We start from the raw sequence: 17,221 nt of genomic DNA, 5'->3' as shown, positions 1-17,221 counted from the left end.
CCATCAGAACGAGCCGGCCATGACAGATTTGTCCCGTATGCATGGATTCGCCAGTGAGGCCCTCGGCCTGCTGGACGGGCGTTTCTTCCGGCCGCCACTGCCGGACGGTTACGTCGCGCGTGCGCGCCTGTGCCAGCGCCTGCAGGCGGGCCTGGGCGGTCGTCTGTTGCTGGTCAATGCCCCGGCAGGCTTTGGCAAGAGCTCCCTGGCCATCGAGTTCTGTGAGTCGCTGCCCGAGCACTGGCGCAGCCTCTGGCTCGGCCTGAGCCAACGCGACGCCGACCCCGGGCGCTTCCTCGAGCGTTTGCTCGAAGGCCTTCAGCAGTACTGCCCGGCATTGGGCGGCCAGGCCATGGGGCTGTTGAAGATGCGCCAGCGGCATCAGCCGTTCGCCTTCGAAGAATGGCTCGACGGCCTGCTCGACGAACTCGCCCTCTACCTGCACGCCGACAGCCCGCTGTTGCTGGTGCTCGACGACTACCACCTGGCCCAGGGCGCGGTGCTCGACCGTTGCCTGCAGTTTTTCCTCAATCACTTGCCGCCCGGCATCGTCCTGATGATCACCAGCCGTCAGCGGCCCGACTGGCACCTGGCCCGTCTGCGCCTGTCGCGCCAGCTCAGCGAGATCAACGAGCAGGACCTGCGCCTGACTGCCGACGAAGCGCTGGCGGTGATCGGTCACCAGCCCACCGGCCTGCGCGGTCAGGCACTGGACAACCTGATCCAGCGCAGCGATGGCTGGGTCGCCGGCCTGCGCTTCTGGCAGCTGGCGGCCAGCGAGTCGGGTGACGACCAGGCCCTGCCGCAGGCGCTGCACGGCGGCGAAGGGTTGATCCGCGACTACCTGCTCGAGGAGGTCATCGACATCTTGCCGGAGGACGTTCAGGCGTTTCTGTTCGAGACCGCCTGCCAGGAGCGCTTCTGTGCCGAGTTGTGCGACGCCCTGCGCGCGCGCCACGACAGCGCCGCGATCCTGCGTTACCTGCAGGCGCATCAGGTGTTTCTGGTGCCGCTGGACGAACACGGCCACTGGTACCGCTATCACCATCTGTTCTCCGACCTGCTGCGCAGCCGCCAGGCCAGCGAGCCGCTCGCGGGCCTGCACTTGCGCGCCTGTCGCTGGTTCGAGCGCCAGGGCCTGCTCGACGAAGCGGTCGAACAGGCCCTGCGTGCCGGCCATCTGGACGTGGCGGCCGACCTGGTGCAGAGCCTCTCGGAGGAGCAACTGCTCGCCGAGCAGAACGTCGGCATGTTGCTGCGCTGGAAGATGGACCTGCCCGACAGCCTGCTGATCAGCACCCCGCGGCTGATCGTGCTGTACAGCTGGGCCCTGGGCCTGGCCTGCCAGCTGGACGCGGCCGAGGAACTGGCGGCGCACCTCAGCCGCTTCCTGCCGGCGCCGTCAGCCACCGCGCAAAAGTCCATGCTGGCCCAGTGGCTGGCCCTGAGCGGGGTGATCGCGCGTGGTCGCGGTGACCGTGAGAAGACCCTCGCCTACTGCACCGAGGCCCTGCACAGCCTGCCCTGCAAACGCTATGGCCAGCGTCTGGTGTGCCTCTCGACCTTGTCCAACCTGGCGATTGCCGACGGTGACTTCTGGCGCGCCCGCGGCTGGAACCGCGAGGCCCTGGAGCTGGCCCAACGGGTCGGCAATCCGCTGTTCGAAGCCTTGGCCCACTACGACCGCGCCCGCGTGCTGCATGCCCGGGGCGAAATCCAGCGGGCGCTGGACGAAGTGCGCCAAGGCCTGCAACGCCTGCAGGGGCTTTCGGCGCAGCGCCTGTATGCCGTGCGCGCGCGGCTGAGCCTGTACGAAGGCTACCTGCTGGTGGCGCAACTGCAGCCTGTCCAGGGTCGCGCCCGCTTGCGCGCAGGCCTGAGTGAGGCCCGCGCCTGCCGCGATATCAGCGTGCTGATCGGCCACTGCGTGATCGCTGCCCTCGACGGCCGCGAGGGCCGCTTCGCCGAAGCCTTCGCCGAGCTTGCCGAAGCCGAGCGGCTGATGCACATCTGGGACGTGCCGCCGATCTTCTACCTGGCCATGATCACCTTGGTGAAGTGCGAGCTGTGGCTGGCCCAGGGGCGCACCGACCTTGCCGAGTCGTGGCTGCTGCGTCTGGGCCAGACCTACGGCGGCGATCAGCCTGCGGCGGCGCCGGAGTTCCACCCCCTGCTGGCGCTGCACATCGAACTGCAGCAGGCATTGCTCGAGCAGGTGCTGGGCCGCGCCGCGCAGGCAGCTGAGCGGCTGCGTGGGCTGGTCGAGCGCGGCCAGGCCAGTGGCGGGCAGATGCTGGTGGTCAGCGCCGCCTGCCAGTGGATTGCCCTGCTGCTCGGCGAAGGTCGCGAGCAGCAAGCCGCGAGCCTGCTGCCCAAGGCCCTCGATGCCGCCCAGGGCGGCGCGCTGCAGCCGTTCCAGAAGCTGCTCGAGGAGCAACCGCTGTGGCTGCGTGAGCAACTTTCGTCGCGGGCCAACTGCAGTGTCCAGGTTGAACTGCTGGCGCGCCTGCCACAGCCTCAGCCCCTCAGCAGTGGCAGCGGCGAGGCACTGAGTGGCCGTGAACTGGCGGTGCTCGAGCTGATCGCACTGGGCTGCTCGAACCAGCAGATCAGCGAGCGCCTGTTCATCTCCCTGCATACGGTCAAGACCCACGCCAGCCATATCAACAGCAAGCTTGGCGTCGAGCGCCGCACACAAGCGGTAGCCAAGGCTCAATCACTCGGGCTGCTGGTTTAAACCTCGAGGGCTCATGCTAAAATAGTGGCCTATAGCCATTGTTGTGCAAGGCCCCAGCCGGACTCATCTTTCCCGCGTCACTGCCGATACAACATCGGCGGCATGCATCGCCGCACGCCATTTTCCAACCATTCCCACTACAGGTCGTGTAGATGCAGCAGTACGCGCAAAAAAGCTTTCTGATCGTCGACGACTTCACCGACTTTCGCACCTCGACCCGCTCCATGCTGCGTGAGCTGGGCGTGCGTGACGTTGACACCGCCGACAGCGGCGAACAGGCCCTGCGCATGTGCGGGCAAAAACGCTACGACTTCGTGCTGCAGGACTTTCACCTGGGGGACGGCAAGAAGAACGGTCAGCAAGTGCTCGAGGACCTGATCCTCGACAAACTGATCAGCCATGAATGCGGGTTCATCATGGTCACCGCCGAGAGCAGCCAGGCGATCGTCCTCAGCGCCCTCGAGCACGAGCCGGATTCGTACCTGACCAAGCCGTTCAACCGCGTCGGCCTGGCCCAGCGGCTGGACAAGCTGGTGCAGCGCAAGACCCTGCTCAAGCCCATCTTGCAGGCCCTTGATCGCGGTCGTCCGGCCGAGGTGCTGGCCGCTTGTGCCGAGCTGTGCAAGCAGGACCCGCGCTTTGCGCCGCTGTGCCTGCGCTACCGCGCCGATGCCTTGCGCGATCTCGGTCGGCACGAGGAGCTGGAGAAGTTTCTCACGTCGATCCTCGCCAGCCGCCCGCAGCCGTGGGTGTATTCGATGCTTGGCACGGTGCTGCACAAGCGTGGCCAGAATGCCCAGGCCCAGGGCGTCTACGAGCAGGCATTGAAGGCCTTCCCGATCATGCCCGCCTTGTACGACGGCATGGCCGATGTGCTGGTCGCCCAGGGCGAGACCAAGCGCGCGCAGAACATGCTTGAAGAAGCCGTGCGCCTGTCGCCGCTGGCCGTGCGCCGGCAGGCGGCGCTGGGCAAGCTGGCGCTGGGCAACGAAGACTTCGAGAGCGCCTCCAAGGCGTACCGGCATGCGGTCAGCCAAGGCCAGAGTTCGCGTTACAAGGACGCCGAGACCAACCTGGGCCTGGCCCAGGCCTTGATGAGCAAGAACGCCGGCTTCGGCCTCGATGCGCGGACCCGGGTCGAGATCAACACGGTGCTCAGCGAAGTGGCCAAGGAAAACGGCGAAGACCAAGGGCTGCAGGTGCGCGCACGGCTGATGAAGGCCGCCAGCCTGCAGCAGGCCGGTGACCCGGACACCGCCGCCAAGCTGACCGAACAGGCCATGGAGCGGCTGGACAAGATGGACCAGTTCTTCTCGGTGGAAGCCGCCCTCACGGTCGCCAAGCAGCTGCAACAGCTCGGCCAGGAGTCGGCCGGTACCGGCATTCTCAAGGGCTGCGTGGAAACCTACGGCGACGACCCGAAGGTCATGCAGAGCGTGGCCAAGCTGACCGACGACCCGACGGTGCTCGGTGCCGTCACCGAAGCGGTCGACCTCAACCGCCAGGGCGTGCGCAGCTACCAGACCGGCCAGCTCAACGAGGCGCTGGAGATGTTCCGGCGGGCCCTGTCGTTGCAGCCGAAGAACATCAGCATCGCCCTCAATACCGCCCAGGCGCTGTTGCGCATCGCTGGCGAGAGCCCTTCGCCCGAGTACATGCAGGAGTGCCGCGCCTGCCTGCAGAGCGTTGCCGGTATCCCTGCCAGCGACAGCCGCTATGACCGTTACCGCAAACTGCATATCCGAGTCTTCGGCGCATGAATCAGGACAATCAGGGGCTGGATTTTTCCACGGTGATCGCCTCCACCGTGCACGACATGAAAAACTCCCTTGCGGCGCTGATGCAAGCCCACAGCCAATGGCTGGCGCGCTTGCCGCAAGCGCAGTGCGAGGGCAGCGAACAGGGCGTGATGGAGCATGAGTTCCGCCACCTCAACGGCATGCTGGTGCAGATGCTCGGCCTGTACAAGCTGGGCGTCAACCAGCTGCCGATCTGTCCGGACTACCACGAACTGGAAGACTTCATCGAGGCCCAGCTGGCCGCTCACCAGGAGGTGCTCAAGCACCGCGACATCCTCGCCACCTGGCGCATCGAGATCGACAACCCGCTGGGCTTCTTCGACCGCGAGCTGGTCGCCTCGGTGATTTCCAACGTGCTCACCAATGCCATCCGCTATGCCGGCCATGCCTTGCTGATCGGCATCGAGGAAGAGGGCGAGCAGTTGGTCATCAGCGTCAACGACGATGGCCCGGGTTACCCCGAGCGCATGCTCGAACGCCAGCAGGACTACGTCCAGGGCATCGACGCGCGCACCGGCAGCACCGGCCTTGGCCTGTACTTCGCCGCGCGGATCGCGGCGTTGCATGAACGAGACGGCGTAAGTGGGCGGATCGAGATTGCCAACGGTGGAGCCTTGGGCGGAGGGTTGTTCAGGCTTTATCTGCCTTGAAGCCGCAGAAACTTCCCCTTACTGGTATTAATGAAACGAAACATAAAGGGCGACGCGATTGTCGGGCCTTTCCGTGATTGTCGTAAGGCTCAGCTGAGTACGATCTAGCGGTCTGTCGAGGCCTTTAACTGGGCGTCTTATCTTGGTAGTAGTTCACTCTGTGCCAACTACCAAGATCAAGCCTATGAACCGCCGTCGCAAGCAATCAAACAGAGTCAAAGCCCAGCAGAGCTTCCGAATCTGTGCTGCCGTACTCATTGCGCAGCGGGACAACTGCGCAAATCCAAAACGTCGATATGATCTGCATGATCTGATCAGCCAATGTGACCTGCATGTGCCTGCGCCACCTGAGTTGCAAGACTGGGAGTTGATGGTGCCTGTGGGGCATGAAGTGTGGTAAACCCTTGGAGGATGCCACATGAAACTCGCGAAGCATCAGGTCAAGCCGCTGGCTGTGTTGAAATTCGAAGCCGAGGCCCGTCTTCTGGCCGGGCATATTTCGGTCAATCAGTTGCGCTTCCTCCAGGCCGCCAAGGATAAAGGTGCAGCATTGGAGCCTGCCGGGCGTATCGCGGGGAGCGACGAGTAACGCGCGCGGCACATGATCATGATTCTGGCGGGCATGCCTTAAGCCCAATGGAATTTTTCCGCTTCGCCGAGATCCAAGGCTGGCATAGATCCAAGCATGATCACTGCACACTTGAATTTCAGTAGGAGCTTTCCATGTTCACCATGCGTCGTCTGATTATTGTCGCTACCGCCGCTGCCCTGATGTCGGGTTGCGCCAGCCAGAACCCTTACGACAACCAGGGTCAGGCGCAGGGCTCCACGGGCATGAGCAAGACCGCCAAGTACGGCGGCCTGGGCGCACTGGCCGGCGCTGTCGCCGGTGCCGCCATCGACCACAACAACCGTGGCAAGGGCGCGCTGATCGGTGCGGCTGCCGTGGGCGCCGCCGCCGCGGGTTATGGCTACTATGCCGACCGCCAGGAAAAAGCCCTGCGCGAAAGCATGGCCAACACCGGTGTCGAAGTGCAGCGCGATGGCGACCAGATCAAGCTGATCATGCCGGGCAACATCACCTTCGCCACCGACTCGGCGAACATTTCGCCAAGCTTCTACTCGCCGCTGAACAACCTCGCCGGTTCGTTCAAGCAGTTCAACCAGAACACCATCGAAGTGATCGGCTTTACCGACAGCACCGGCAGCCGCCAGCACAACATGGACCTGTCCCAGCGCCGTGCGCAGGCGGTCAGCACCTACCTGACCTCGCAGGGTGTCGACCCGTCGCGGGTGTCGGTGCGTGGCCTGGGCCCGGATCAGCCGATCGCCAGCAACGCCGATGCCAATGGCCGGGCGCAGAACCGCCGCGTCGAGGTGAACCTGAAGCCGATCCCTGGCCAGCAGTATCAGCAGCAGGGTCAGGTACAGCAGTACCCGTAAGCGTCACGCTGAATGCTGTGAGAAAAGGGCAAGCCTGAATGGCTTGCCCTTTTTCGTTAGAGGTTTCTGCTGGCCTGGATGGCAGTCAGTGCGATGGTATGCACGATATCGTCCACCTGCGCCCCGCGCGGCAGGTCGTTGACCGGCTTGCGCAGCCCCTGCAGCATCGGCCCCAGGCTGACCCCGTCGGTGCTGCGCTGGACCGCCTTGTGGGTGGTGTTGCCAGTGTTCAGGTCGGGGAACACGAACACCGTGGCACGCCCGGCGACCGGGCTCTGCGGCGCCAGCTGGCGAGCGATCTCGGGGTTGGCGGCGGCGTCGTACTGCAGCGGCCCGTCGATCACCAGGTCATGTGCGGCGTGTTGCGCCAGGCGCGTGGCTTCGCGCACCTTGTCGACTTCCTCGTCACTCGCCGAATCGCTCGAGTAGCTGATCATCGCCACCCGCGGCGCAATGCCGAAGGCCTCGGCCGACTCGGCGCTCTGCCGGGCGATCTCGGCCAGCTCGGCGGCGCTCGGGTGCGGGTTCATCACGCAGTCGCCGTACACCAGCACCTGCTCGGGGAACAGCATGAAGAACACCGACGACACCAGGCTGCTGCCCGGCGCGGTCTTGATCAGCTGCAAGGCCGGGCGAATGGTGTTGGCGGTGGAGTGGACCAGGCCCGAAACCAGCCCGTCGACTTCGTCCAGGGCGAGCATCATGGTGCCGATCACCACCGGGTCTTCGAGCTGCTGCTCGGCCATCGGCGCGTTGAGGTTCTTGCTCTTGCGCAGGTCGACCATCGGTTCGACGTAGCGCCCACGGATCAGCTCCGGGTCGAGGATTTCCAGGTCAGGCGGCAGGGTGATGCCCTGGGCGCGTGCCACCGCCTGCACGTCCTCGGGCTTGGCCAGCAGCACGCAACGGGCGATGCCGCGGGCCTGGCAGATCGCCGCCGCCTGCACCAGCAGCGGCTCGGCGCCCTCGGGCAGGACGATACGCTTGTTGGCCTGCTGGGCACGCTGGATCAACTGATAGCGGAACACCGCCGGCGACAGGCGCATCTCCCGCGGCGTGCCGCAGCGCTGGTGCAGCCAGGCGGCATCGAGCTGGCTGGCGACGAAGTCGGTGATGAACTCGGCACGCTCGCGGTCGTCCACCGGGATCTCGCGGTTGAGCGAGTTGAGCTGGTTGGCGGTGTCATACGAGCCGGTGCTCACCGAGAGGATCGGCAAGCCGGCCTGCAAGGCCCCGCGGCACAGCTCGAGGATGCGCGGGTCGGGCTTGCTGTCGCTGGTCAGCAACAGCCCGGCCAGCGGCACGCCGTTGATTGCCGCCAGGCTGACGGCGAGGATGATGTCGTCGCGGTCGCCCGGGGTCACCACCAGGGTGCCCGGCTTGAGCAGTGGCACGGTGTTGGCCACGGTGCGTGCGCAGATGATGATGGCGTTCATCCGCCGCTGTTCGTAGTCACCGGCGTTGAGCACCTGGGCACCGAGCAGCTCGGCCACGTCGCGGGTGCGCGGGGCATTCAGCTCGGGCTGGTAGGGGATGCAGCCGAGCAGGCGGAAGTCGTCGCCGCGCAGCAGCGGCGAATGCTCGCGCAGGCGGGTGGCGAAGGCGGCCATGCTTTCGTCGGTGCGGACCTTGTTGAGGATCACCCCAAGCACCTTCGGGTCGCGCGGGCCGCCAAACAGCTGGGCCTGCAACTCGACGCGACCGGACAGCTCGCTGAGCACTTCGTTTTCCGGCGCCGACACCAGGATCACTTCGGCATCCAGGCTTTTCGCCAGGTGCAGGTTGACCCGCGCCGCATAGCTGGCGTGCCGGGTCGGCACCATGCCTTCAACCACCACCACGTCGTTGCCGACACAGGCCTGCTGATAAAGGCGGATGATCGCTTCGAGCAGCTCGTCCAGCTGGCCATCGCCGAGCATCCGCTCGACCTGGGCCAGGCTCAGCGGCGTGGGTGGCTTGAGGCCGTGGGTGCGGGCGATCAGTTCGGTGGAGCGCTCCGGGCCGGTGTCACCGGGGTGCGGCTGGGCGATCGGCTTGAAGAAGCCGACCTTCAACCCACCGCGCTCGAGTGCGCGTACCAGGCCCAGGCTGATCGACGTCAGGCCGACGCCAAAATCTGTCGGTGCAATGAAAAAAGTCTGCATGCGTGCTTCTCGGAATAAAGCGGTGCAAGGAACAATCGCCAAGGGTATCGCTAATCGACCGCGCGTGCGCACCATCCACAGGCGAAAATCTGCCCGATCCGCTGTTCGCGCTGCGCGGCATCGAGCACCCACGGCCGCGCCTGCCAGGGCGGCTGGTGGCGCAGGTGCTGGGTGTGCCCGCAGGACAGGTCGACCACCCAGTGGCCGTCAGCGTCCTGGTGAAAGCCGCTGACCCGACTGACGGGCCGGCCAACATTGGCCGGGTGTTCGCAATCGGGCGATGCCTTGGTTACACTTGTCCGCTCTACATTCTTTTGCAAAAGGTCTCGCCCCCATGCCGATCGCCGCCAACAAGGCTGTCTCCATCGACTATACCCTGACCAACGACGCCGGGGAGGTCATTGACAGCTCCGCCGGCGGCGCGCCGCTGGTTTACCTGCACGGTGCTGGCAACATCATCCCAGGCCTGGAAAAAGCCCTCGAAGGCAAACAGGCTGGCGACGAGCTGAACGTCACCATCGAACCTGAAGACGCCTACGGCGAGTACCTGGCCGAGCTGGTCAGCACCCTCAACCGCAGCATGTTCGAAGGCGTCGACGAGCTGGAAGTGGGCATGCAGTTCCACGCTTCCGCGCCGGACGGCCAAATGCAGATCGTCACCATCCGTGACCTCGACGGCGACGACGTGACCGTCGACGGCAACCACCCGCTGGCCGGCCAGCGCCTGACCTTCCAGGTCAAGGTTGTCGACGTACGTGATGCCAGCGAAGAAGAAATCGCGCACCGCCACGTCCATGGCGAAGGTGGTCATCAGCACTGATTTTCTGCGCTAAGCTCAGAGAGTCGCCAGGCGCTCGGGCAAGCCGTACTTGCCCTCCATGGGAGGGTTGACGGTTTGACCGCGCGCCTTTTTAGTGGGCGGTTTTCGCCCCAGCGACAACCGGGAACCTGAGAGGGGAAGTCATCATGAGTGCATTTCACGACCTGACGTTGAAGGCGTTGGACGGCAAGGACCTGCCCCTTGCTCCGTTCAAGGGCCAGGTGGTGCTGGTGGTCAATGTCGCCTCCAAGTGTGGCCTGACGCCGCAGTATGCACCGCTTGAATCGTTGTACCAGCAGTACAAGGGCAAGGGCTTCAGTGTGCTTGGCCTGCCCTGCAACCAGTTCGCTGGGCAGGAGCCCGGCAGCGAGAAAGACATCCAGGATTTCTGCAGCCTCAACTATGGCGTGAGCTTTCCGTTGAGCGGCAAGCTCGAAGTGAACGGGCCGCAGCGCCATCCGTTGTACCGTCTGCTGGCGGGTGAGGGCGCCGAGTACCCTGGGGATATCAGCTGGAACTTCGAGAAGTTCCTGGTCGGCAAGGATGGCCGCGTCCTGGCCCGTTTCGCCCCGCGTACGGCGCCGGATGATCCGACCGTGCTGCAAGCGATCGAGAAGGCACTGGGCTAGATTGCCTGGGCAGTGAGGCCTGTGTCGTGTCAGCGCCCGCCAAGCTGCCCCAGTCTCAAACCCTTGGATACCTGCCGATCATTTGAATCAATGATGCTGTGCCCTCCGTCGATCAGCCCCTAAGCTCAGGCGCATTCCTCACTCACCAGGGAGCGCCCCATGTCCACCCATCCGCTGTTCCAACCCTTCACCTTGGGCACCCTCAGCTTGCCGACGCGTGTGGTCATGGCGCCCATGACCCGCACCTTCAGCCCGGGCGGCGTGCCTAACGATGGCGTGGTCGAATACTACCGCCGCCGCGCAGCCGCAGGCGTCGGCCTGATCATCACCGAAGGCACCACGGTCGATCACAAGGCCGCCAACGGCTACGCCAATGTGCCCCGGTTTCACGGGGAAGATGCCTTGGCCGGCTGGAAGCGCGTAGTCGATGCGGTGCACGCCGAGGGCGGGCGCATCGTGCCGCAGCTGTGGCACGTGGGCAGCGTGCGGCGCCTGGGCACCGAGCCGGATGGCACGGTGCCGGCCTATGGCCCGAGCGGCAAGGGCAAGGACGGCAAGGTGCTGGTGCACGAGATGAGCCAGGCTGACATCCGTGAGGTGATAGACGCTTTCGCCAGTGCCGCCCGGGATGCCCAGGCCATCGGCATGGACGGCGTGGAGATCCACGCTGCCCACGGCTACCTGATCGACCAGTTTTTCTGGGCTGCCAGCAACCAGCGTGAGGACCAATACGGCGGTGACCTGGCGGCGCGCTCGCGGTTCGCCATCGAGCTGATCGAAGCGGTGCGCGCGGCCGTGGGCCCGGACTTTCCGATCATCCTGCGCTTCTCGCAATGGAAGCAGCAGGACTACAGCGCGCGCCTGGTTGAAACGCCCGAGGCACTGGCGGCCTTCCTCAAGCCGCTGGCCGAGGCTGGTGTGGACATCTTCCATTGCTCGACCCGGCGCTTCTGGGAGCCCGAGTTCCCAGGGTCCGAACTGAACCTGGCCGGCTGGACGCGCCAGCTCACCGGCAAGCCGACGATTACCGTGGGTAGCGTCGGCCTGGATGGCGAGTTCTTGCAGTTCATGGTCGACACCGACAAGGTGGCCAAGCCGGCCAGCCTGGAAGGCTTGCTGAGCCGGCTCGAAGCCGAGGAGTTCGACCTGGTCGCGGTGGGCCGAGCCCTGCTGGTGGATCCGCAGTGGGCTGAAAAGGTCCGCGATGGGCGCGAGCAGGATGTACTGCCGTTCAGCCGCGAGGCGCTGGCGACCCTGGTTTGATGGTCAGGCTCGCAGCAGGGGCTGGGCTGCCCTGCGTGCTGGCCTGACGGCTGGCGGCGTAGAGGTAGCCTTCGAACTGCTCGACGATCGCCGGCCAGCCCTGGCGGCTGGCATGCTGGCGCGCATTCAGGCGCACCCGGCGCAGGGTTTCGCATTCTTCCAGCAGCCAGCAGGCCGCATCGATGAACGCCGGCTGATCGCCGGGCATGGCCAGGGCACCGTTATGACCGTGGCGGATGTGCTGGGCGGCCGCCGCCTCGTCATAAGCGACCACCGCGAGCCCCGAGGCCATGGCTTCGAGCACCACGTTGCCGAAGGTCTCGGTCAGGCTCGGAAACAGGAACAGGTCGCCACTGGCGTAGTGCTCGGCGAGTGCCTCGCCGCGCTGCGCCCCGCAGAACACTGCGTCTGGCACTTGTTGCTCGAGGTGGGCCCGCTGCGGGCCGTCGCCGACCACGATCAGGCGCAGGCGCCGCTGTGGATAAGCCTGTTGCAGCGCTTGCAGGCAGGGCCGCAGCAGGCCGAGGTTCTTTTCTGCGGCCAGCCGGCCGACGTGCAGCACCGCGATATCGTCCGCCGCCAGCCCCCACTGCTCGCGCAGCGCCTGGCTGCGGCGGGCGGGGTTGAACAGGCAGGCATCGACCCCGCGCGCCATCAACGCGAGCCGTTCGAAGCCGCGCCGCTCCAGCGCCAGGCGCTGGCTGGCGCTGGGCACCAGGGTGATCGCGGTACGCCGGTGGAACGCGCGCAGGTAGTGGGTCAGCAGGCGCGCCAGCAAGCCCAGGCCGTACTCCCCGGAGTATTGGGCAAAGTTGGTATGAAAACCGCTGACCACGGCGATCTTCAGCCGGCGTGCGGCGCGTAGCGCGCTCAGCCCCAACGGCCCTTCGGTGGCGATGTACAGCACATCGGGCCGTTGCCGGCGCCAGCGCCGGCACAACCTGTGCACTGACACCCCACCCCACTGCAAGCCAGGGTAGCCGGGCAGCGCCCAGCCCTTGCAGAGCATCAGCTGGTCGCTTTCGAGCTCGGCGGTATCACCGGCTTGGCGAGGGCGGACGATCTCCACCTGATGCCCGCGCTGACGCAAGCCGTCGCTGAGCCGGCCAAGGGTATTGGCCACGCCGTTGATCTCGGGTGGGAAGGTTTCGCTGACCAGGGTGATGCGCAGGCAGGGTGTATTCATGAGAAAAAGTGTCCGCCTGGGCGGTTGCCGTTATGTGACCGCCTGGTGACCGGCGCATGACACGCGGCCGAACGGGGTTCGGCGATGTGAATATTTCATTGCAGCTCACTCAAGAAGGGGGAGGGGGCAGCCGATGCAGATGCATTCGGATGGCCGGTGCGCTCCAGGAGTGCGGTAATGTTCAACAGCAAGCTCAAGAAAGAAATCCAGCAGTTGCGTGAAGACCTGATGTCGATGGAGCAGGTCAACAGCAGCCTCGACAGCGAGATGCTGGTGCTTCAGCTCGACCCGCAGGGGCGCATCGAAACGGTCAACCGCAACTTCGAGAACGAAATGGCCTACCGGGCCGAGCAACTGATCGGCCGCAACATCGAAGAGATCGTCCCGGCGCATGTGAAGAAGCTCGACTTCTACCAGCGCATGAAAAGCGCCATCACCCGCGGCGAGCATCTCAACGGCGCGTTCCGCCTGCTGCGCGGCAATGGCGAAGAGGCGTGGCTGCGTTCGATCCTGCAGCCGGTCAAGGGCAGTGATGGGCGGATCAAGTATTTCACCCTGCACTCCAGTGACCTGACCCGCACCATCGAAGCTTCGCGCGAGCACGAAAGCCTGATCAACGCGCTGATGCGCTCCACCGCGGTCATCGAGTTCAGCCTCGACGGCACGGTGCTGACGGCCAACCCGCGCTTCCTCGACACCATGGGCTATCGCCTCGAGCAAGTCCGCGGCAAGCACCATCGTATGTTCTGCGAACCGGAAGAGGCCGCCTCGGCGGGTTATCAGGCGTTCTGGGACAAGCTGCGTCGCGGCGAGTACATCGCCGAACGCTTCAAGCGTATCGACGCCCATGGTCGCGTGGTCTGGCTCGAGGCGTCCTACAACCCGATCATCGATGCCCACGACGTGCTGTACAAAGTGGTCAAGTTCGCCACCGTCATCACTGACCAGGTCAACCAGGAACAGGCCGTGGCGCACGCTGCCGACGTCGCTTACACCACCTCGCTGGGCACCGACACCAGTGCCCGCAAAGCGACTGAGGTGGTCACCCAGACGGTCAGTGTGATGCGCGGCCTGGAGGCGTCCATGCAGCAGGCGGCCGACGGTATCCAGGCGCTCGACACCCAGTCGCGGGTGATCGGCTCGATCATCAAGACCATCAGTGACATCGCCGGGCAGACCAACCTGCTGGCGCTCAACGCGGCCATCGAGGCAGCGCGCGCCGGTGAGCAGGGGCGTGGCTTTGCGGTGGTGGCCGACGAGGTGCGCCAGTTGGCCTCGCGCACCAGTACCGCGACCGAGGAGATTGCCCGGGTGGTGCAGCAGAACGAGCAATTAGCCCAGGCCGCGGTAGACATCATCGACACCAGCAAGCGCCAGGCCGAGCAGGGCCTGAGCCTGGCCGGCGAGACCGGCAACGTGATCGTCGAGATTCAGGACGGGGCGAAGCGGGTGGTGGAAGTGGTCGGGCAGTTTTCCAACCAGTTGAGCGTCTGATTCGAACATGCAGGGGCCGCTCAGCGGCCCCGTCGCGTTCAGTTACGCTCGCGCACCCAGAACAGCGTCGCACCCGCCACCGCCGCCGGCATCATGACGATGTTGACGAACGGAATCAGCAACGCCAGGTAGGTGATGCCGCCAAAGCCCATGCTCTGCCAGCGCTTCTGGCGCAGCCAGGCGAGCATGTCCTGCCAGCTCATCTTGTTGTTGTCCGCCGGGTAGTCGATGTACTGGATGGCCATCATCCACACGCCGAAGATCAGCCACAGCGGTGCGGCGATCACGTTCACCACCGGGATGAACGACAGGATGAACAGGCCGATCGCCCGCGGCAGGAAGTAGCCCAGCTTGCGCATCTCGCGCCCAAAGGTGCGCGGCACCATCGCCACCAGCTCGCCCCAGCTGAACGCCGGGAAGGTGTCTTCACCGCGCAGCACCACCTCGACCTTCTCCGCCAGGAAGCCGTTGAACGGCGCCGCGATGATGTTCGCCACCAGGGTAAAGGTGAAAAACACCATCAGGATCACCAGTGCGACGAACAGCGGCCAGATCAGGTAGGTGAGAAAGCTCAGCCAGTCGGGCAAGGTCGGCATCAACGCATCGACCCACAGGCTGAACTGATGGCCGGCGACATACACCAGGCCGCCGAACAGCAGCAGGTTGATCGCCAGCGGCAGCAGGACGAACAGCCGCAGGTTCGGGCTCAGGATCAGCTTCAGCCCTTCACGCAGGTACTGCGGGCCAGAAAGAACGGGGGCTTGCATCGACATGCTCCGAATAAGGAAAACGCGCTGACCTTACCGAGTTTGGCCTTTCGACGAAAGGCGGGCGGTCGCTGGGAAACGGGCTGTAACAAAAGCCTGTGGGCAATTTCTATCGGTTTTCAACATGCATAGAGCCTGTCTATAAGGTGGATTGTCGGAGGATATTTCCTTAATCTCTGCGACCTCGTTACAGTTCGCTCATTCAAAGGTTTCCGGATCCGTGCGTTTTAGCCTTCCCCAAGTGCTGCGTGGGTCCCTTTTTTCCAGCTGCCGCCGCCGCCGGCTATCCACAGCCGACCCCCGTGCGGTGCGCTCGACAGGAGTTCGACATGTCTGAAGTACGTCATTCGCGGGTGATCATTCTCGGTTCCGGCCCTGCCGGTTACAGCGCTGCGGTGTATGCCGCCCGCGCCAACCTCAAGCCTCTGCTGATCACCGGCATGCAGGCTGGCGGCCAGTTGACCACCACCACCGAAGTCGACAACTGGCCGGGCGACCCGCATGGCCTGACCGGCCCGGCCCTGATGCAGCGCATGCAGGAACACGCCGAGCGTTTCGAGACCGAGATCGTCTTCGACCACATCAACGCCGTCGACCTGGCCAACAAGCCGTTCAGCCTGCAGGGCGACAGCGGCACTTACACCTGTGACGCGCTGATCGTCGCCACCGGTGCCAGCGCCCGTTACCTGGGCCTGCCGTCGGAAGAGGCATTCATGGGCAAGGGCGTTTCCGCCTGCGCGACCTGCGATGGTTTCTTCTATCGCAACAAGCCGGTGGCCGTGGTCGGTGGTGGCAACACGGCCGTCGAAGAGGCGCTGTACCTGGCTAACATCGCCAGCAAGGTGACCCTGGTGCACCGTCGCGAGACCTTCCGCGCCGAGAAGATCCTGGTCGACAAGCTCAACGCCCGCGTGGCCGAAGGCAAGATCGAGCTCAAGCTCAACGCCACCCTGGACGAAGTGCTGGGTGACAAGATGGGTGTTACCGGTGCGCGCCTGAAAAACAACGACGGCAGCAGCGACGAGATCACCGTTGATGGTGTGTTCATCGCGATCGGCCACACCCCGAACACCTCGCTGTTCGAAGGCCAGCTGACGTTGAAAGACGGCTACCTGGTGGTTCATGGCGGCCGTGAAGGCAACGCTACCGCGACCAACGTCGAGGGCGTGTTTGCCGCGGGTGACGTGGCAGACCACGTTTATCGCCAGGCGATCACCTCGGCCGGTGCGGGTTGCATGGCTGCACTGGATGTCGAGCGCTACCTGGACGGCCTGGCTAACGCCTCGTTCTGAGGTTAGTGGTGGGCAGGTGAACTGCCAGGTATGACAAAAAACCGGCCTTGTGCCGGTTTTTTGTTTTTCATGAGGTGTTGGGTGTTGGGTGACTGGTGCTGGTGTGTTGGGATTGGCGAGCATATCCATTCGTTGTGGCGCGGCCACTGGCCCCTTCCGCCCTTACGGCGGGTCACTTTTTTCAGTCGAAAAAAAAGTAACCAAAAATTCTTTGCTCCTACATCCGGCCCTTCGCTGCGCTACGGGTTCCCTCACTCCGGTCTTGCTCCCGCGAGGACCGGGCTGTACGGGCCTTCCTGGCCCGCAGCCCTTGCCGGCCTTCCTGGCCGTCACCTCGCTTCGCAAGACCTCCGCTCGGCCTCCTGAAGTCGCAGTAGATCAAGATCACGAGCCAGATCAACAGCAAGATCAAGGGCCAGGGCAACGGCTGGCGAATCGCTTCGCTCTCGCTTGTTTATAAGGGCGGTATAGCGCGTCAGCGCCAGAACTTGCATTGGCAGTTCCGGCCTCTTCGCGGGGCAAGCCCGCTCCCACAGGATCTCCGCACACCTTCAGAGCGACGCGGTACCTGTGGGAGCGGGCTTGCCCGCGAAGAGGCCAAACTATCCACCACCATTGCCACTATCGAAGATAACGCCAGCCCAGGCGCCACCCGTAACTTGGCGACCTCAGGAGGCCGAACGGAGGTCTTGCGGAGCGGGGTGACGGCCAGGAAGGCCGGCAAGGGCTGGGGGCCAGGAAGGCCCCTACAGCCCGGTCCACGCGGGAGCAAGGCCGGAGTGAGGGAACCCGCAGCGCAGCGGAGGGCCGGATGTGGGAGCCAGCGGTTTTTGGTTACTTTTTTCCAAGAAAAAAAGTGACCCGCCGTAAGGGCGGAAGGGGCCATAAGTGCCACCACATCAACCGGATCAGCTCAACAATCGACACCGCCCCCACCGGCAACTATCCCAATAATCAGTGAAGAACTTTTTTGTGCTCACCCCGCCACAGCCGATTC

General features: G+C 64.6%; 15 protein-coding genes and 1 pseudogene. 12 read left to right on the top strand and 4 right to left on the bottom strand.

Annotated elements, in window-relative coordinates; all coding sequences use genetic code 11:
- Nucleotides 1–19: 19 nt before the first annotated feature.
- The 6 genes from CCOS865_RS24440 to CCOS865_RS24425 all read left to right on the top strand — a co-directional run bounded on the left by CCOS865_RS24440 (nt 20) and on the right by CCOS865_RS24425 (nt 6,629).
- Nucleotides 20–2,737, top strand: a complete 2,718-nt coding sequence (locus CCOS865_RS24440) for a winged helix-turn-helix domain-containing protein (RefSeq protein ID WP_119145705.1) — start codon at nt 20–22, stop codon at nt 2,735–2,737.
- Between the two features lie 152 nt (nt 2,738–2,889).
- The gene (locus CCOS865_RS24435) at nt 2,890–4,497 is read left to right on the top strand and encodes a tetratricopeptide repeat-containing response regulator (RefSeq protein WP_119145703.1); all 1,608 of its coding nucleotides are present in this window, start codon (nt 2,890–2,892) and stop codon (nt 4,495–4,497) included.
- Nucleotides 4,494–5,186, top strand: a complete 693-nt coding sequence (locus CCOS865_RS24430) for a sensor histidine kinase (RefSeq protein ID WP_119145701.1) — start codon at nt 4,494–4,496, stop codon at nt 5,184–5,186. Before CCOS865_RS24435 ends, CCOS865_RS24430 begins: the two co-directional genes overlap by 4 nt.
- Nucleotides 5,187–5,370: 184 nt before the next feature.
- A complete protein-coding gene (locus CCOS865_RS28100; RefSeq protein ID WP_147406539.1) occupies nt 5,371–5,586 on the top strand; it encodes an AbrB/MazE/SpoVT family DNA-binding domain-containing protein in 216 nt (71 codons plus the stop codon).
- A gap of 18 nt (nt 5,587–5,604) precedes the next feature.
- The gene (locus CCOS865_RS28250; RefSeq protein ID WP_167469105.1) at nt 5,605–5,775 is read left to right on the top strand and encodes a hypothetical protein; all 171 of its coding nucleotides are present in this window, start codon (nt 5,605–5,607) and stop codon (nt 5,773–5,775) included.
- 134 nt (nt 5,776–5,909) lie between these two features.
- Complete coding sequence (locus CCOS865_RS24425; RefSeq protein WP_119145699.1) at nt 5,910–6,629, top strand: YiaD family glycine zipper/OmpA-like lipoprotein; 720 nt, start codon at nt 5,910–5,912, stop codon at nt 6,627–6,629.
- A 56-nt stretch (nt 6,630–6,685) separates the two neighbouring features.
- Here CCOS865_RS24425 and pta read toward each other — a convergent pair whose 3' ends face one another.
- Together pta and CCOS865_RS24415 are read right to left on the bottom strand one after the other, a co-directional pair.
- Complete coding sequence (gene pta, locus CCOS865_RS24420) at nt 6,686–8,773, bottom strand: phosphate acetyltransferase (protein WP_119145697.1); 2,088 nt, start codon at nt 8,771–8,773, stop codon at nt 6,686–6,688.
- 50 nt (nt 8,774–8,823) lie between these two features.
- The gene (locus tag CCOS865_RS24415; protein ID WP_119145695.1) at nt 8,824–9,093 is read right to left on the bottom strand and encodes a DUF3565 domain-containing protein; all 270 of its coding nucleotides are present in this window, start codon (nt 9,091–9,093) and stop codon (nt 8,824–8,826) included.
- 14 nt (nt 9,094–9,107) lie between these two features.
- Here CCOS865_RS24415 and CCOS865_RS24410 point away from each other — a divergent pair, with 14 nt between their 5' ends.
- The 3 genes from CCOS865_RS24410 (at nt 9,108) to CCOS865_RS24400 (ending at nt 11,485) form a co-directional block, all read left to right on the top strand.
- Nucleotides 9,108–9,593 carry an FKBP-type peptidyl-prolyl cis-trans isomerase gene (locus tag CCOS865_RS24410; protein ID WP_119145693.1) on the top strand — a complete coding sequence of 162 codons (486 nt, stop codon included), beginning with the start codon at nt 9,108–9,110 and terminating at the stop codon, nt 9,591–9,593.
- A 146-nt stretch (nt 9,594–9,739) separates the two neighbouring features.
- Complete coding sequence (locus tag CCOS865_RS24405; protein WP_119145692.1) at nt 9,740–10,222, top strand: glutathione peroxidase; 483 nt, start codon at nt 9,740–9,742, stop codon at nt 10,220–10,222.
- Between the two features lie 159 nt (nt 10,223–10,381).
- Nucleotides 10,382–11,485, top strand: a complete 1,104-nt coding sequence (locus CCOS865_RS24400; protein WP_119145690.1) for an NADH:flavin oxidoreductase — start codon at nt 10,382–10,384, stop codon at nt 11,483–11,485.
- On the opposite strand, the gene CCOS865_RS24395 is transcribed toward CCOS865_RS24400, so the two are convergent.
- Nucleotides 11,454–12,671, bottom strand: coding sequence for a glycosyltransferase family 4 protein (locus CCOS865_RS24395; protein ID WP_119145688.1), 1,218 nt, complete (start codon nt 12,669–12,671; stop codon nt 11,454–11,456). The genes CCOS865_RS24400 and CCOS865_RS24395 overlap by 32 nt on opposite strands.
- Nucleotides 12,672–12,848: 177 nt before the next feature.
- Here CCOS865_RS24395 and CCOS865_RS28845 point away from each other — a divergent pair.
- Nucleotides 12,849–13,577 (top strand): annotated as a pseudogene (locus CCOS865_RS28845) (PAS domain-containing protein); the annotation flags it as partial.
- Nucleotides 13,578–13,733: 156 nt separating this feature from the next.
- On the top strand, nt 13,734–14,165 hold the full coding sequence (locus CCOS865_RS28840) for a methyl-accepting chemotaxis protein (RefSeq protein WP_425272985.1): 432 nt from the start codon (nt 13,734–13,736) through the stop codon (nt 14,163–14,165).
- Nucleotides 14,166–14,203: 38 nt separating this feature from the next.
- Here CCOS865_RS28840 and cysZ read toward each other — a convergent pair whose 3' ends face one another.
- Nucleotides 14,204–14,932 carry a sulfate transporter CysZ gene (gene cysZ / locus CCOS865_RS24385; RefSeq protein WP_119145684.1) on the bottom strand — a complete coding sequence of 243 codons (729 nt, stop codon included), beginning with the start codon at nt 14,930–14,932 and terminating at the stop codon, nt 14,204–14,206.
- Nucleotides 14,933–15,261: 329 nt separating this feature from the next.
- Here cysZ and trxB point away from each other — a divergent pair, with 329 nt between their 5' ends.
- Nucleotides 15,262–16,224: a thioredoxin-disulfide reductase gene (gene trxB, locus CCOS865_RS24380; protein ID WP_119145682.1), complete on the top strand. Its 963-nt coding sequence runs from the start codon at nt 15,262–15,264 to the stop codon at nt 16,222–16,224.
- The last annotated feature ends 997 nt before the right edge of the window (nt 16,225–17,221 follow it).

Source organism: Pseudomonas reidholzensis, assembly GCF_900536025.1.
Lineage (GTDB): Bacteria > Pseudomonadota > Gammaproteobacteria > Pseudomonadales > Pseudomonadaceae > Aquipseudomonas > Aquipseudomonas reidholzensis.
This window is presented reverse-complemented; position numbering and strand designations above follow the sequence as displayed.

Coding starts and splice junctions, on each gene's coding strand:
- CCOS865_RS24440 (WP_119145705.1), top strand. CDS start 20: ATGACAGATTTGTCCCGTATGCATGGATTCGCCAGTGAGGCCCTCGGC.
- CCOS865_RS24435 (WP_119145703.1), top strand. CDS start 2,890: ATGCAGCAGTACGCGCAAAAAAGCTTTCTGATCGTCGACGACTTCACC.
- CCOS865_RS24430 (WP_119145701.1), top strand. CDS start 4,494: ATGAATCAGGACAATCAGGGGCTGGATTTTTCCACGGTGATCGCCTCC.
- CCOS865_RS28100 (WP_147406539.1), top strand. CDS start 5,371: ATGAACCGCCGTCGCAAGCAATCAAACAGAGTCAAAGCCCAGCAGAGC.
- CCOS865_RS28250 (WP_167469105.1), top strand. CDS start 5,605: ATGAAACTCGCGAAGCATCAGGTCAAGCCGCTGGCTGTGTTGAAATTC.
- CCOS865_RS24425 (WP_119145699.1), top strand. CDS start 5,910: ATGTTCACCATGCGTCGTCTGATTATTGTCGCTACCGCCGCTGCCCTG.
- pta (WP_119145697.1), bottom strand. CDS start 8,773: ATGCAGACTTTTTTCATTGCACCGACAGATTTTGGCGTCGGCCTGACG.
- CCOS865_RS24410 (WP_119145693.1), top strand. CDS start 9,108: ATGCCGATCGCCGCCAACAAGGCTGTCTCCATCGACTATACCCTGACC.
- CCOS865_RS24405 (WP_119145692.1), top strand. CDS start 9,740: ATGAGTGCATTTCACGACCTGACGTTGAAGGCGTTGGACGGCAAGGAC.
- CCOS865_RS24400 (WP_119145690.1), top strand. CDS start 10,382: ATGTCCACCCATCCGCTGTTCCAACCCTTCACCTTGGGCACCCTCAGC.
- CCOS865_RS24395 (WP_119145688.1), bottom strand. CDS start 12,671: ATGAATACACCCTGCCTGCGCATCACCCTGGTCAGCGAAACCTTCCCA.
- CCOS865_RS28840 (WP_425272985.1), top strand. CDS start 13,734: ATGCGCGGCCTGGAGGCGTCCATGCAGCAGGCGGCCGACGGTATCCAG.
- cysZ (WP_119145684.1), bottom strand. CDS start 14,932: ATGCAAGCCCCCGTTCTTTCTGGCCCGCAGTACCTGCGTGAAGGGCTG.
- trxB (WP_119145682.1), top strand. CDS start 15,262: ATGTCTGAAGTACGTCATTCGCGGGTGATCATTCTCGGTTCCGGCCCT.